Annotated in this window: 15 protein-coding genes; all 15 read left to right on the top strand. The window is 54.0% G+C overall.

The annotated features are described in order from the left end of the window. The first annotated feature begins 44 nt into the window (after positions 1 to 44). Positions 45 to 461, top strand: coding sequence for a MucR family transcriptional regulator (locus P1U71_RS07000; RefSeq protein ID WP_301104851.1), 417 nt, complete (start codon positions 45 to 47; stop codon positions 459 to 461). A gap of 92 nt (positions 462 to 553) precedes the next feature. Beyond that, positions 554 to 1,039, top strand: coding sequence for a Fur family transcriptional regulator (locus P1U71_RS06995; RefSeq protein ID WP_301104850.1), 486 nt, complete (start codon positions 554 to 556; stop codon positions 1,037 to 1,039). A gap of 21 nt (positions 1,040 to 1,060) precedes the next feature. Further along, the gene (locus P1U71_RS06990; protein WP_301104849.1) at positions 1,061 to 1,843 is read left to right on the top strand and encodes a 1-acyl-sn-glycerol-3-phosphate acyltransferase; all 783 of its coding nucleotides are present in this window, start codon (positions 1,061 to 1,063) and stop codon (positions 1,841 to 1,843) included. Positions 1,844 to 2,003: 160 nt separating this feature from the next. Next, positions 2,004 to 3,365 carry a tRNA (N6-isopentenyl adenosine(37)-C2)-methylthiotransferase MiaB gene (gene miaB, locus P1U71_RS06985; RefSeq protein ID WP_301104848.1) on the top strand — a complete coding sequence of 454 codons (1,362 nt, stop codon included), beginning with the start codon at positions 2,004 to 2,006 and terminating at the stop codon, positions 3,363 to 3,365. Between the two features lie 8 nt (positions 3,366 to 3,373). Next, the gene (locus tag P1U71_RS06980) at positions 3,374 to 4,414 is read left to right on the top strand and encodes a PhoH family protein (protein ID WP_301104847.1); all 1,041 of its coding nucleotides are present in this window, start codon (positions 3,374 to 3,376) and stop codon (positions 4,412 to 4,414) included. A 7-nt stretch (positions 4,415 to 4,421) separates the two neighbouring features. Beyond that, entirely contained in the window at positions 4,422 to 5,000 is a 579-nt protein-coding gene (gene ybeY, locus P1U71_RS06975; RefSeq protein ID WP_301104846.1) for an rRNA maturation RNase YbeY, read from the top strand. Beyond that, positions 4,997 to 5,917 (top strand): hemolysin family protein, encoded by a 921-nt coding sequence (locus P1U71_RS06970; RefSeq protein WP_301104845.1) that lies wholly within the window; start codon positions 4,997 to 4,999, stop codon positions 5,915 to 5,917. The genes ybeY and P1U71_RS06970 overlap by 4 nt, the downstream gene beginning before the upstream one ends. Next, complete coding sequence (lnt, locus tag P1U71_RS06965; protein ID WP_301104844.1) at positions 5,914 to 7,491, top strand: apolipoprotein N-acyltransferase; 1,578 nt, start codon at positions 5,914 to 5,916, stop codon at positions 7,489 to 7,491. Before P1U71_RS06970 ends, lnt begins: the two co-directional genes overlap by 4 nt. A 155-nt stretch (positions 7,492 to 7,646) precedes the next feature. Next, positions 7,647 to 8,024, top strand: coding sequence for a helix-turn-helix domain-containing protein (locus tag P1U71_RS06960; RefSeq protein WP_367281143.1), 378 nt, complete (start codon positions 7,647 to 7,649; stop codon positions 8,022 to 8,024). Positions 8,025 to 8,154: 130 nt separating this feature from the next. Next, the gene (metK, locus tag P1U71_RS06955) at positions 8,155 to 9,324 is read left to right on the top strand and encodes a methionine adenosyltransferase (RefSeq protein WP_301104842.1); all 1,170 of its coding nucleotides are present in this window, start codon (positions 8,155 to 8,157) and stop codon (positions 9,322 to 9,324) included. 10 nt (positions 9,325 to 9,334) lie between these two features. After that, complete coding sequence (locus P1U71_RS06950; RefSeq protein ID WP_301104841.1) at positions 9,335 to 10,027, top strand: tRNA (guanosine(46)-N(7))-methyltransferase TrmB; 693 nt, start codon at positions 9,335 to 9,337, stop codon at positions 10,025 to 10,027. A 109-nt stretch (positions 10,028 to 10,136) separates the two neighbouring features. Beyond that, positions 10,137 to 10,676: a ribosome maturation factor RimP gene (gene rimP / locus P1U71_RS06945; protein ID WP_301104840.1), complete on the top strand. Its 540-nt coding sequence runs from the start codon at positions 10,137 to 10,139 to the stop codon at positions 10,674 to 10,676. A gap of 34 nt (positions 10,677 to 10,710) precedes the next feature. Beyond that, entirely contained in the window at positions 10,711 to 12,276 is a 1,566-nt protein-coding gene (nusA, locus tag P1U71_RS06940) for a transcription termination factor NusA (RefSeq protein WP_301104839.1), read from the top strand. Beyond that, the gene (locus P1U71_RS06935) at positions 12,230 to 12,892 is read left to right on the top strand and encodes an RNA-binding protein (protein ID WP_301104838.1); all 663 of its coding nucleotides are present in this window, start codon (positions 12,230 to 12,232) and stop codon (positions 12,890 to 12,892) included. The genes nusA and P1U71_RS06935 overlap by 47 nt, the downstream gene beginning before the upstream one ends. Before the next feature lie 2 nt (positions 12,893 to 12,894). Continuing rightward, positions 12,895 to 14,613: translation initiation factor IF-2 N-terminal domain-containing protein (locus P1U71_RS06930; RefSeq protein WP_301104837.1), on the top strand; the 1,719-nt coding region annotated here is incomplete at its 3' end.

Here is a 14,613-nt window from a genome sequence, read left to right as displayed (position 1 = left end):
GACTATACACTTTAAGTCATTCGATATTGAGGAAGGTTATTACAATGTCCGAGAAAATAGAAAAGCTGGAGCTTCTCGCTTTGACGACGGATATCGTTACCTCACATCTGTCTCGCAACTCTGTCAGCACCGGGGAAATTTCGGCACTGATTAATGATGTATATAAGACTCTTTCAACCATTGGTGAAGCAGTCGAGGAAGAAGACAAACCGGAGCCGGTCGTTGCCATCCGCAAATCCGTGCATCCGGATTACATCATCTGTCTGGAAGACGGTAAAAAGCTGAAAATGCTTAAACGGCATCTCAAGACTTCTTATGACATGACGCCGGATGAATATCGGGAACGTTGGGGTCTGCCGGTCGATTACCCGATGGTGGCTCCCAATTATGCTGAACAGCGCCGCACTCTCGCGAAGAAAATTGGCCTTGGCACCCGCCGCAGAAAAGCGAAGAGCAAGTAATATCTACTTTCGCTGGCCCTAAAAAATAATTTGTATAAAATCAGGGACGCTGACAGCAAGTTCAGCGTTCGTTGAATGTAACAGAGGTTCATATGCCTACTCGTCTGGAACAAATCTGCCTTGACAAGGGCCTGCGCATGACAGAGCAGCGCCGCGTAATTGCGCGCGTCCTTTCGGAGTCGCAGGACCATCCTGATGTTGAGCTGGTTTATAAGCGGGCCTCGGAGCTTGACGATACCATCAGTATTTCCACGGTATATCGAACCGTTCGCATGTTCGAAGAAAACGGCATTCTGGAGAGGCATGACTTCGGCGACGGTCGGGCTCGCTACGAGGAAGCCTCCGAAAATCATCATGATCACCTGATCAATGTGCAAACGGGCCAGGTGATTGAATTTACCAGCGATCAGATCGAAGAATTGCAGAAGAAGATTGCCGAAGAACTTGGTTTTGAATTGATCGACCACCGGCTTGAACTTTATGGAAAGCCACTGTCAAAATCGAAGATGACGAAAGTGTCTCCCGAGGAATCCGTCGTCAATATCAAGCAGACAATCCACAGCAAGAAATTCGATTAATGGTTCCGCGCGTCTCCATTTATGAGTAACATCCGTCCAATTCTTACCGTGCTGGCCGTCCTTTTGTGGGCGGCGATTCTGGTGCCTTTTCAGTTGATCTCTCTTCTGTTCTTTAAACGGCACCGGTATCGCATTCCTCAGCTTTTCCATACGGGGCTTTGCTGGCTGCTGCGGGTTAAGGTTGTTGTTTCGGGCAAGATTGAGCATGGCAACCCGACCCTGTTCGTGATCAACCATATTTCATGGCTCGATATTCCGGTAGTCGGAAAGGTTCTTCCGGGCAGCTTTGTCGCCAAGAAAGAGGTGGAGCGATATCCTCTCGTCGGGGCGATCTCCAAGCTGCAACAGACAATCTTTATCGAACGCACCCGCCCTGCCATCAAAGGCCATAAAGGTGAGATGCAGGAACATCTTGAAAATGGCGATAACCTGTTCCTGTTCCCCGAGGGCACCTCGTCAAACGGGATTATTATCCAGAATTTCAAGAGCGCCTATTTCGGGCTGGCGGAGCGGGAAATTAACGATCGCCATCTTCTTGTACAGCCTGTCACCGTCGCCTATAGCCGATTGAACGGAATTCCATTGACCCGCGGCACCATGCGGATTGTCGCCTGGGTCGGGGATGAAGAATTGCTCAGCCATATCTGGGAGTTTCTGAAACGAGGCACAATCACGGCGGAGCTGCGCTTCCACCCGCCAGTGACGATTGATGACTATGATTCTCGAAAAACAATGGCGAGTGACTGTCAATTGACCATTGCGAAAAGCCTTAGCCGGGCATTAACAGGCCGAGAAGAGCCTTAACGCCCTGCAATTTAGGGGAAAATGCGCATTTGGCAATTTTTCCCGTGAATTCCAGACCGTGCTTCTCTATTTGTCATATAACTGCTAATTTACCGATGATAAAATGATTGTCTGGATTGATGGACAAGACCCTCGAAACCGGTGAGGTTGACTAGGACGCGTGAACAAGAAACTCTATATCTCGACATATGGCTGCCAGATGAATGTCTATGATTCAGCCCGCATGGCAGACTTGATGGCCCCACTCGGCTACACCCTGACAGATAAACCCGCAGATGCGGATATGGCAATTCTCAACACTTGCCACATTCGCGAAAAAGCATCGGAGAAGACATTCTCTGAACTGGGTCGTTTGCGCAATATGCGGGAGGGCAAGAAATCCCGTGAGGAAGGTGACATGATTATCGCCGTTGCCGGATGCGTCGCGCAGGCCGAGGGCGCAGAGATCATGAAACGGGCGCCCTATGTGGATATGGTGTTCGGGCCACAGTCCTATCACCAGCTTCCCGAAATGGTGGCGCAGGCCACCCGCGGTGTCGGCCATATTCTGGAGACTGAGTTCCCGGTCGAGCCCAAGTTTGACTATCTGCCGGAAGAGGCAATCGACAAGAATCTGAGCGCTTTCCTCACCGTGCAGGAGGGCTGTGACAAATTCTGCGCCTTCTGTGTCGTGCCCTATACGCGCGGCGCGGAATTCTCCCGCCCGGTCGCCGCGATTCTGGATGAGGCAAAACGCATGGTCGCTGGCGGAACCCGGGAAATCACCCTGCTCGGACAGAATGTGAACGCCTATCACGGTGAGGGAGCGGACGGAAATCCGGCAAGCCTTGCGCGCCTGATCAACGAACTGGCAGAGATTGAGGGGATTGACCGGCTGCGTTACACGACATCGCATCCTTTGGAGATGACCGAAGACCTCTGCCAAGCCCACCGGGATGTAGATGTCCTGATGCCCTACCTTCACTTGCCCGTTCAGGCTGGCTCTGACCGTATCCTCGCCGCGATGAACCGTCGCCATACAGCCGACGAATACCGACGTATTATTGACAAGCTCCGTCATCACCGGCCGGACCTCGCACTGTCGGGAGACTTTATCGTCGGTTTCCCCGGCGAGACGGATCAGGAGTTCGAAGATACCCTTCAACTGGTGCGCGATGTTGAATATGCGCAGGCCTATAGTTTCAAATACAGCCCGCGCCCGGGAACACCCGCAGCCGCGTTGGACGGCGACATGATTGACGAGGCGGTGAAATCAGAGCGATTGGCACGGCTACAGGCCCTGCTGAACGAACAACAGCTTGCCTATAACCAGGCTTTTGTCGGCAAGGAAATCGATGTCCTGCTGGAGCGGGAAGGAAAGCGCGAAGGGCAACTCGTCGGTCGCAGCCCCTATATGCAATCCGTCTTTGTTCCCTCTCCCTCCCATCGAATTGGGCGCATCGCAACTGTCATCGTACAAGAGGGAAATGCAAACTCTCTACGTGGCGAATTGAAACCCGGTAGTGTCGCAGACGCGGCATAGGAACAAACGTGGCAAAAAATCAAACCAGCACCAAACCTTCGAAATCCAGCCCCGACAAGAACAACGCAACCATTCTTGAATTTGATGACAATCATCTGCTCGCCCAGCTCGTCGGAGAGCATGATCGATATCTTGCACGGATTGAGCAGGGACTTGATGTTTCTGTTGTATCTCGCGGCAACAAAATGGCAGTGTCCGGTAGTAACACGGCGAAGGCCGCCGCAAGAACCGTTCTGCTCGATCTTTACGAGCGATTGAAAAAAGGGATGGATGTCACCGAAGGTGAGGTCGATGGCGCCATCCGCATGGCCAATGACGCGCCGGCGGAAGACGGCAGTCGCGGCTCCGTTTCCGGCGAAAATGGCTTGATTGTCACCAAGCGTCGGCGGATCACGCCCCGCTCCACCAATCAAGGCGTTTACGTCAATTCCTTGCGTACCCATGAACTGGTATTCGGTCTTGGGCCGGCAGGTACGGGTAAAACCTATCTAGCCGTGGCGAATGCCGTCGCCATGCTGATCGAGAATAAAGTCGACCGGCTGATCCTGGCGCGGCCCGCCGTGGAAGCCGGAGAGAAGCTCGGCTTTCTGCCCGGTGATATGCGCGATAAAATCGATCCTTACCTCAGGCCGCTTTATGACGCGCTCTATGACATGCTACCCGCTGAAGAAGTCGTCAAACGCCTTGAAAACGGGGAAATTGAGGTGGCCGCGCTTGCCTTCATGCGAGGGCGGACGCTTTCCAACGCGGCAATTATCCTCGATGAGGCACAGAACACAACACCGGTACAGATGAAAATGCTGCTCACCCGGATGGGTGAAAATTCCCGCATGGCCGTGACTGGCGACTTGAGCCAGATCGACCTGCCACTCGGGATGCGCTCCGGTTTGCATGAGGCGGTTGAAATTTTAAAGGGCGTCAAAGGTGTCGATTTTATCAATTTTGGTGAATCTGACGTTGTCCGCCATCCGCTGGTCACCCGCATTGTCCGCGCCTATGGGGAACATGACCGGGAAAAACAGTTGGCATTGAAGTCGCGGAAATCCTGATGCCCTGATGGACGACCTCCCCTTTACCATTGATCTAGCCATATCCATCAACGACGACGCGTGGCGGAAAAATGTTTCAGACATCGACAGCCTGACGACGGAAGCCATCCAGACAACTCTTGGCGCTGTCAGCAAGGAGTTTAATCTTGCGCCTCTTGCCGACGCCCAAAAGCCAGCGGTAGAGATCAGCCTTGTGTTCACGGATGATGCGGAAGTTCAAATCCTGAACCGGGATCACCGTAACAAGGATGCGCCTACAAACGTTCTTTCTTTTCCGAACACACCGCTTGATCAGACGGAACTTGCAGATGCTATGTGGATGAAAGAGCCACTGATGCTTGGTGATGTTGTCATGGCGCGGGAAACATTGATCCGCGAAGCTGCCGAGCAGAACAAGAGCATCCGCGATCATTTGACACATTTGCTGGTCCACGGCGTTTTACACCTTGCCGGTTTTGATCATATGGAAGAAAATGAAGCTGAAAAGATGGAAAATCTTGAAATCATGATCTTGCAAAGCTTACATATTTCCAGTCCTTACGAGCTTTCTGAACAACCGCGACAGGAGACCCCTGACCAAAAATGACCGAGAATGTGTCGAGCGAGAGCCTTCCCGAAACGCCGGAAGGCCCGACATCACCAAAATCCTCAAATGGTGTCCTACGTATGCTCAAGCGGGTTCTGGGGATCGGCCAGCAAACGGACAGGAGCGTTCGCTCTACGCTGGAAGAACTGATCGAGGAACATGACGACCCGGAACAATCCATAAACGCCACTGAGAAACTGATGTTGACCAACATCCTGAGTTTCAGTGAGCTCAGCATCAGCGACGTATTGGTTCCTCGCGCGGATATTGAGGCGATCGACGCGAACTCGGCTCTGCATGAGGTGGTGGAGCGGTTCAAAGAAACGAGCCATTCGCGCATGCCGGTTTACAGCGAGACGCTGGATAATGTAACCGGCATGTTCCATATCAAGGACCTTATTAATTTCTGGAACGAGAAAGACGGCGGCGACTGGCTCAATTTCCGGCGGGAAATCCTGTTTGTTCCGCCATCGATGACCGTGCCCGACCTTCTCCTTAAAATGCGGGCAACCCATATCCATATGGCCGCCGTTGTCGATGAATATGGCGGTATCGACGGTCTCGTCACGATCGAAGATCTGGTTGAGGAAATTGTCGGAGATATCGAGGATGAACATGACGAGCAGGAGGGCCCCCTGATCGTTATCGGCGCGAATGGAATGCTGGAGGCCGACGCGCGCGCCTCGATCGAGGAACTTGAATCGCTGGTGGATATGGATCTGCTTCCCGAAGAGGAAGACGATGAAGTGGACACCGTTGGCGGCCTTGTTTTTCAGCTCGCCGGTCAGATTCCTGCGCGGGGGGAAATTATCTCCCACTCCGGCGGGTTGGATTTCGAAATTATCGACGCGGATCCCAGAAAAGTCAAAAAGGTTAGAATTCGGCGTCGCGCACCGGATGCGGAACTGGCTGAATGACAGCCCTGAACGCCTGGGTTTCTAGCCTGCCCCGGCTTAAAAAATATCTTCTCGCTTTTGTTTTGGGCATGCTTATCGCGGCCGCGTTGCCACCGCTCAACCTCATCTTTCTACTGCCAGTCAGTTTCACGGGGCTTCTCTGGATTCTGAGCGTTGCAAAGACGCGTTGGCAAGCCTTCCTCGCGGGATGGTGGTTCGGTTGGGGTCAGTTTATTGCTGGCCTATACTGGATCGGCGTCGCCTTCACGGTGGATGCAAAAACGCATGCCCTATTGATGCCCCTGCCCGTTCTTGTATTGCCTGCGTTTCTTGCCATTGTCTCAGGCTGCGCGACACTTGTAACCCATATGTCCGGCGCGAAATCGCTTGCGAGAGTATTTTTATTCAGCGGGGCCTGGATCGCATTTGAATATGTCCGCGGCGTGATTTTCACCGGATTCGCCTGGAACACTATTGGCTATAGCTGGAGCGGTATTCTCCCGGTATTGCAATCAACCGCCTTTATCGGGGTGTATGGCCTGACCCTGTTGACTGTTTTCCTAAGCTCCCTGCCCGCGCTTTTGGGAGAAGCTGGGACGCCGCGAAGAACGGCGCTTGTTTCGCTCACTATTACCTTGGGGCTCTTTGTTGCGCTCTATGGCGTCGGGGTTTTGCGGGTTCCGGACAGCCCCGTGCAGTCCTTCGAAAATTCAACGATGCGCATTGTTCAGCCGAACATTTCACAAAGAGACAAATGGAAACATGATCTCCTTCTTGATCATTTGCGGAAGATTGTGGCACTCAGCCTGACCGATGACGGCAATTCCCCTCGCTATTTTATCTGGCCGGAAACGGCAGTACCTTATTACCTGACAACGACGAAACCGTTGCAAAAAGAACTGGCGCAAATTATCCCGTCTGGCGGCGCCATCGTTACCGGCGCGCCGCGCCGCGATCCGGTTGTCCGGCAATCATGGAACAGCCTGCAGGTTCTGGGCGAAACCGGTGAGATACTGGATATCTATGACAAACAGCATCTGGTGCCTTACGGCGAGTATATGCCGCTCCGCTCATTTATGGCGGCAACGGGCCTCTCTAAAATCATTCCCGCACTCGATCAGATGTCGGATTTTGCCACGCCGGATAGTTCCGCGAAAAAGGTAATCTCCATTCCCGGCCTGCCGCCCGCCCGCGCCCTGATTTGTTACGAAATTGTCTTTCCGTGGGAGGTCGACCCCGACACCGCCTTCTCCTGGATCCTCAATATCACCAACGATGGATGGTTTGGCACGACATCGGGGCCCTATCAGCATTTTGCCATGACCCGCACCCGCGCCATTGAGCAGGGCGTCGCGGTCGTGCGGGCCGCGAATACGGGCATATCGGCAATCATTGATCCCTATGGCCGCGCCGGAGAAGAACTCGCGTTGAATGAAACCGGCTTTATCGACGGAGAATTGCCTCTACCGATACCGGAGCGGACCCTGTATGCACAATATGGCGAAGCAATCCCGGTTGCCCTGGTGATCGCCTTTATCGGAATTGGGGTCGGTCTTCGCCGTCGACCGCCGAAAAACACGCGCCTGTCTTCTTGACTAGGAATTTCTTTGGCGATACTGATAAAAAACAACTTGAAGGTTTAGAAGTGCAAACTGTTAGCACGTATGGTTTCTTTTCGAACCATCAGATAGTACGAGGAATATCGATGCCAAATCATCCGGTAGATGCGCATGTAGGGAGCCGACTCCGGATGCGCCGGACATTACTCGGTCTTAGCCAGCAAAAGCTGGGAGAAAAGCTGAGCCTGACGTTCCAGCAAATCCAGAAATATGAGCGCGGCGCCAATCGCATCGGTGCGAGCCGCCTGTTCGAGCTCAGCCGTATTCTGGATGTAAAGCCCTCCTTCTTCTTTGATGAGATGCCAACGGGGGGCACCTCACAAACCCCCGGCATTCAAGAACCAACGGACGAATTCGAGCATGAGTTTCTCGGAAAGCGCGAAACGCTGGAGCTTGTCCGCGCCTACTACAAAATTGATAATCTGGATGTTCGCAAGCGGGTGTTCGATGTCATCAAGGCATTGGCCTCTGATGAGACGGATAAAGACACGTCTGCTTCGGCGAAATAGACCGGGACGCAGATTTTCTTGACCGTAACTTCGATTTTGATAGAGTGCGGCAGACTTTCAAATTGGGTGGTCGGCGCCGTCCCCTTTGGCTTCCATAAAGCGCCATCGACTAAAACAAAAGGATGTTCGCGTGCCTAGCAAAAATTTTCTTTTCACAAGTGAATCGGTATCGGAAGGGCATCCTGACAAGGTTTGTGACCGGATTTCAGATAGTATCGTCGATTTATATCTTTCGCAGGACCCCTTTTCCCGCGTTGCCTGCGAAACTCTGACCACAACGAATAAAATTGTGCTTGCCGGCGAAGTTCGCGGGCCCGCCGAGATCACGAAATCCCTGATAGAAGAAACCGCCCGCGCCGCCGTCAAGGACATCGGCTATGAACAGGATGGCTTTCACTGGAAGAATGCGTCCGTCGATGTGTATCTGCATGCGCAGTCCGTGGACATCGCGCAAGGAGTTGATGCCGCCGGCAATAAGGATGAAGGCGCCGGCGATCAGGGTATTATGTTTGGTTACGCGGTGAACGAGACGGATGTCTTGATGCCCGCACCGATTTATTATTCCCACAACATCCTGAAAGCGCTAGCGGACGCGCGTCACAGCGGCGCGGAAAAAGGCTTGGGACCGGATTCGAAAAGCCAGGTCACTCTCGCTTATGAAGATGGCAAACCTGTGCGCACAACCTCAATTGTTGTCTCCACCCAGCATGATGACGGCCTTGACACCGATACCGTGCGGGAGATTGTTCGCAAATATGTCGTCGATGTATTGCCGGACGGCTGGATGTGCCCGGAGGATGAATTCTACGTCAACCCGACCGGAAAATTTGTTATCGGTGGCCCGGACGGTGACGCTGGACTGACCGGTCGCAAGATCATTGTGGATACCTATGGTGGTGCCGCACCTCATGGTGGCGGCGCCTTTTCCGGTAAAGACCCGACCAAGGTTGACCGTTCTGCCGCCTACGCCTCCCGCTATCTCGCGAAAAATGTCGTTGCCGCCGGCCTTGCCGATCGGTGCTGCATACAGGTCTCCTACGCAATCGGTGTTTCCAAGCCGTTATCGCTATATGTCGATCTTTATGGCACTGGCCAGGTTGACGAGGATAAACTCGCTAAAGCCTTGATGGAAGTTATGGATCTGACGCCGCGCGGCATACGGGAGCATCTTGGCCTGAACAAGCCGATATATGCCCGGACCGCCGCCTATGGCCATTTCGGCAGAGCGCCCGAAGCGGATGGCGGTTTCTCCTGGGAAAAAACCGATCTTGTGGAGAGCCTGAAATCCGCGCTCTCCTGACGGCGTAGCAATGTCTGACAGACAGGCGAAGGGCACGCGTATTCTTTATGGCCGCCGCCGGGGGAAGCCCCTCCGCAAGGGGCAGCAGCGCCTGATTGATTCCCGCCTTCCGGCGCTTACCATTCCATTGGATGCAGACATGCTGGATCTTCCCGGCCTTTTTGACGCGCCTTGCCGCACCTTCTGGCTGGAAATTGGCTTTGGCAGCGGGGAGCATCTGGCGTGGCAGGCGAATGCCAATCCTGATATCGGCTTTATCGGATGCGAGCCTTATATTAACGGTGTCGCGACCCTTCTTGGCAAGCTGGAAGAAAATGATGCGGAAAATGTGCGTCTCCATAACGACGCGGCGGAGTTGCTGATCGAAAAACTGCCCGATGCAAGCATTGAACGGTCCTTTATTCTCTTCCCCGATCCCTGGCCAAAAAGTGGACATAAAAAGCGGCGATTCGTCTCAAAGGAAAATATTGATACTCTCGCCCGGGTGATAAAACCTGGTGGAGAACTTCGAATCGGTACTGACCATGAGGATTACGGAGCCTGGATCCTCTGGCACATGCTGCAATCCGATAAGTTCATATGGATATCCGAAAAACCGGAGGATTGGCGGGAGCGTGGGAGCGACTGGCCTCCAACGCGCTATGAGATGAAGGCGGTCGAAAAAGGGTTGCGGCCCGTCTACTATCGATTTCGCCGCCAATAGACCGGTTCCTGCGGGGCCAAGGTAAATAAAAAGCTTGGCTTTGCTGGTATCTCAGCTATTATAGCTATACACATACTGTTCGCTCACCGTCAGGATGAGCATTTGAGCGGTGGGCCTCTGGTCCGCTGTTTTTTTATGGTTTGTCACAACTGCGAGAAGTACCCTGAACGCGATCGAGAAAATAGAGGATCTGATCACCCCGTCCCTGAATGATATGGGCTATGACGTCGTGCGGGTACGCCTGACGGGAAGCGAAAGCAAAGTGCTTCAGATTATGGCGGAGAAGCCGGACGGGACAATGACCATTGAGGGTTGCGCGGAAGTAAGCCAGATGGTATCGGCGCTGTTAGATGTGGAAGATCCCATTTCGGGTGCCTATAATCTTGAAGTCTCCTCTCCTGGAATTGACCGGCCGCTGACACGTCCCAAGGATTTTCAGCGCTGGTCCGGGTTCGAGGCAAAAGTGGAATTGGAGCAGGCTGTTGACGGCCAGCGCCGATATCGCGGAAAGCTGTTGGGCCTCGAAAATGATATGGTCGTCATGCAGCTGGATGATGGCAACCGACTGGAACTGCCTTTTTCGGAAGTGAGAAAGGCAAAATTGATTTTGACAGACGAACTGATCGCAGCGAGTACGCAACGCGGTTAAATCGTAAACATGTTTTTTGGACGGACATTTGGTCATGGAAAACGCAGCTAGTTTAAACCGCCTGGAATTGTTGCAAGTCGCTGATGCGGTTGCGCGGGAAAAGGTCATTGATCGGGATATCGTTCTGGAGGCAATGGAAGAGGCCATCCAGAAAGCGGCGCGCGCCAAATATGGGCATGAGAACGACATTCGCGCCAATATCGACCGGGGAACGGGTGAAATTCGTCTCGCCCGCATCCGGGAGGTTGCCGAGGAAGTTGAGAACGAGGCCACCCAGATTTCGGTTGCCGACGCCCAGCCGGAAAAAGAAGGCGCCGTCGTTGGCGATCTGCTGGTTGATCCGCTGCCGCCGATCGATTTTGGCCGCATCGCCGCCCAGACAGCCAAACAGGTTATTGTCCAGAAAGTCCGTGAAGCGGAACGGGAGCGTCAGTATCAGGAATATAAGGATCGCGTTGGCGAAGTTGTCAACGGCATCGTTAAGCGTGTCGAATATGGCAATGTGACGGTTGATCTTGGTAAAGCCGACGCCGTTGTCCGCCGCGACGAAATGCTGCCACGGGAAACATTCCGGCAAGGCGACCGTATTCGCGCCTATATTTACGACGTCCGGCAGGAACCGCGCGGACCGCAGATTTTCCTCTCCCGCAGCCATCCGCAGTTTATGTCGAAGCTGTTCGGTCAGGAAGTGCCGGAAATTTATGACGGCATTATCGAGGTGAAGGCGGTCGCTCGCGATCCGGGAAGCCGGGCGAAGATTGCCGTTCTCTCCAGCGACCCGAGTATCGATCCGGTTGGCGCTTGCGTGGGTATGCGCGGGTCTCGCGTGCAGGCTGTTGTCAATGAGTTACAGGGCGAGAAAATCGATATTATTCAATGGTCCCCGGATCAGGCGAGCTTTATCGTTAATGCGCTGGCCCCGGCGGAAGTCGCAAAAGTCGTGCTGGACGAAGATGCCAACCGCATTGAAGTAGTGGTTCCCGATGATCAGCTTTCTCTCGCTATTGGCCGGCGCGGACAGAATGTTCGGCTTGCCTCGCAGCTTTCCGGCTGGGATATCGATATCCTGACGGAGGAAGAGGAAAGCAACCGGCGTCAGGCTGAATTCACTGAACGCACACAAAACTTCATGACGGCTCTTGATGTGGACGAGACGATTGCCCAACTATTGGCCTCGGAAGGGTTCACCTCTGTTGAAGACGTCATGTATGTGGATGTCAGCGAAATTGCCGAAATCGAAGGCTTCGATGAAGAAATCGCAGCTGAGCTGAGCAATCGTGCGCGGGAATATGTCGAACAGACTAATTCCGAGCTGGAAGAAAAGCGGCAGGAAATGGGTGTCAGTGATGACATCGTGAATTTGCAGCTCCTGACCCCTGCCATGATTGTCGCTCTGGGCGAAGCCGGTGTTAAGGAACTAGACGATCTCGCGGATCTGTCCGGCGACGAACTTGTCAGCCCGGAAGACGGAATTTTACGCGAATTCGGTTTGACAGCAGATGAAGCCAACCAGGTCGTAATGGCAGCACGCGCGCATTGGTTCGAAGACGAGGATGCCGCCGCAGAAGAAGAAACAGAGGAAGAAATTTCAGCCGATTGAGACAACGGGCGGAGAAGTAGACTTGAGTGATCCGCAGCGCCGGTGTATAGCCACTGGACAAATACAGGAAAAGGACGCACTACTTCGCTTTGCGATCTCACCTGATGGTCAGTTGGTTCATGATATTGGCTTTAACTTGCCTGGACGCGGAATCTGGGTAAGCTGCGATGCAAACGCCGTTGAACTCGCTGTAAAAAAGCGGTTGTTCGCCAAGTCTGCGAAGCAGGCGGTGACTGTGCCGGACGATCTGGCGACGATGATTGACCGGTCCCTGGCGCAACGGTGTCTGTCCCTGATTGGGCTTGGACGTAAAGGCGCGCTGGTGACCGTCGGGTTTGCCAAGGTCGAGAAGGCGCTGAAATCGGGGAAAGCAACCTTGTTGATTGCCGCCGACGATGGTGCCGAAGACGGACGACAGAAGCTCAAGCGGATCGCTGGACCGCTGCCAGTGATAGAAATATTCAGCGGCGCCGAATTAAGTCAGGCGTTGGGTTTGGAAAATGCGATCCATGCCTGCCTGACAAACAGCGCCCTGACGAAAAAGATTTTGACGGCGGCCTCCCGACTGAAAATGTTCAGGGGCCAACGCAACTTAAATACCGAAGTGTCGGAGTAAGAATGACTGAGACAAATGACAAGGATGGGCGTAAGTCGCTTAGCCTGAATAAACCGTTAGAAGCGAAAAAATCCGCTGGCGGCAATAGTCAGGTCCGTCAAAGCTTTACCCATGGCCGCTCCAAAACGGTACAGGTGGAAGTGCGGAAAAAGCGCAGTACCCTCGGCCTTGGCGGTCAGAAGCCCGCTACAGCGAGCCCCGCTGCACCGGCGGCAAAGAAGACTCTCCATGTCGCGCAGCCTGCGGCAGGCAAGAAAAAATCAACGGAAACGTCAAAATCCAGCGGCTCCAAAGACGCAGCTGTTATTCTGACTAATGACGAGAAGGCGGCGCGGGCAGCGGCGCTAGGTCTCGCCCGCGAACAATCCTTGCGTGATGCCGCGGAGCAAAAAGCCCGCGAAGAAGCTCAAGCCGCAGAGGACGCCCGCAAAGCGGCAGAAGAACCAAAAGCTGCCGATGACGCCGCAAAAGAGGCGGAAGCCGCAGCGGAACCCGCGAAAGCGCCGAAGCGTCGCTCTCCTGAAGAAAGACGCCGTGCAGAAGAGGAAGAGGCGCGTCGCCTTTCAGAAGAAGCGAATGCGACCAAAAATGCGCAAGTTGCCGTCCATCGTGAGAAGGTTAAGTCAACTGCGAAAGATGAGGAACTTCGGCGCGAAGCGAAAGCGCCACCGCCACGCAATCTGCGAACCGTTGAAGGCGACGACACGGCAGGTAATGATCTCGCTGGTGGCCGCAAGAAACCAACGAAAAACACACGCGGGGGTGAAGAACGTCCCACGCCTACTCGCAAACCGAATGAGCAACGCCGCCGCTCAGGCCGCCTGACCATTGGGGAAGCGCTTGATGACCGCGGGCCGAAACAGCGGTCCCTCGCCTCTATTCGGCGCGCCCGCAAAAAGCAGCAGCAAGATGCAGAACCGCCACAGAAGATTTTCCGCGAAGTTACCATTCCGGAAGTTATCTCCGTGCAGGAACTTGCCAATCGCATGACTGAACGCTCTGTTGATGTGATCAAGGCGCTGATGAAACTCGGGATCATGGCGACAGCCAACCAGACCATCGATGCGGACACGGCGGAGCTGGTTGTTGAAGAACTTGGCCATAAAGCACGCCGAATTGCCGCGTCCGACGTGGAAATCGGCCTGGGCGGTGAAGAGGAGGATTCAGTTGAAAACCTCCTGCCCCGTGCGCCGGTTGTTGCCGTCATGGGCCATGTCGATCACGGTAAAACATCGCTGCTGGACGCCCTTCGCAAGTCGGACGTTGTCTCCGGCGAGGCGGGCGGTATTACTCAGCACATTGGTGCATATCAGGTAACCCTTGCCTCCGGTGAGATCATTACCTTCCTGGACACTCCGGGCCATGAAGCCTTTACGGCAATGCGCATGCGCGGCGCGCAGGTCACTGATATCGTTATTCTGGTTGTTGCCGCAGATGACAGCGTGATGCCCCAGACGATTGAGGCGATCAAACATGCGAAGGCGGCAGAAGTGCCAATTATTGTCGCCATCAACAAATGTGACAAACCTGCCGCCGATCCGAACAAGGTACGGCAGGAATTGCTCCAGCATGAAATCTTTGTTGAAGATATGGGCGGTGACGTTCTAGACGTGGAAGTTTCCGCGAAAACCGGTGCCGGTCTCGACAAGTTGCAAGAGGCAATTCTCCTGCAGGCAGAAGTGCTGGAACTCAAAGCAAATCCCGATCGATCCGCGCATGGT

Source organism: Sneathiella sp. (assembly GCF_029233945.1).
In the GTDB taxonomy this organism is placed as follows: Bacteria; Pseudomonadota; Alphaproteobacteria; order Sneathiellales; family Sneathiellaceae; genus Sneathiella.
Note: the sequence above shows the minus strand (reverse complement) of the source record. Positions and strands in the feature narration are given on the sequence as shown.

Excerpts from the sequence above, each read along its gene's own strand:
- P1U71_RS06960 (WP_367281143.1), top strand. The coding sequence starts at position 7,647 with ATGCGCCGGACATTACTCGGTCTTAGCCAGCAAAAGCTGGGAGAAAAG.
- P1U71_RS06995 (WP_301104850.1), top strand. The coding sequence starts at position 554 with ATGCCTACTCGTCTGGAACAAATCTGCCTTGACAAGGGCCTGCGCATG.
- P1U71_RS07000 (WP_301104851.1), top strand. The coding sequence starts at position 45 with ATGTCCGAGAAAATAGAAAAGCTGGAGCTTCTCGCTTTGACGACGGAT.
- P1U71_RS06950 (WP_301104841.1), top strand. The coding sequence starts at position 9,335 with ATGTCTGACAGACAGGCGAAGGGCACGCGTATTCTTTATGGCCGCCGC.
- P1U71_RS06970 (WP_301104845.1), top strand. The coding sequence starts at position 4,997 with ATGACCGAGAATGTGTCGAGCGAGAGCCTTCCCGAAACGCCGGAAGGC.
- ybeY (WP_301104846.1), top strand. The coding sequence starts at position 4,422 with ATGGACGACCTCCCCTTTACCATTGATCTAGCCATATCCATCAACGAC.
- nusA (WP_301104839.1), top strand. The coding sequence starts at position 10,711 with ATGGAAAACGCAGCTAGTTTAAACCGCCTGGAATTGTTGCAAGTCGCT.
- lnt (WP_301104844.1), top strand. The coding sequence starts at position 5,914 with ATGACAGCCCTGAACGCCTGGGTTTCTAGCCTGCCCCGGCTTAAAAAA.
- P1U71_RS06935 (WP_301104838.1), top strand. The coding sequence starts at position 12,230 with ATGCCGCCGCAGAAGAAGAAACAGAGGAAGAAATTTCAGCCGATTGAG.
- P1U71_RS06990 (WP_301104849.1), top strand. The coding sequence starts at position 1,061 with ATGAGTAACATCCGTCCAATTCTTACCGTGCTGGCCGTCCTTTTGTGG.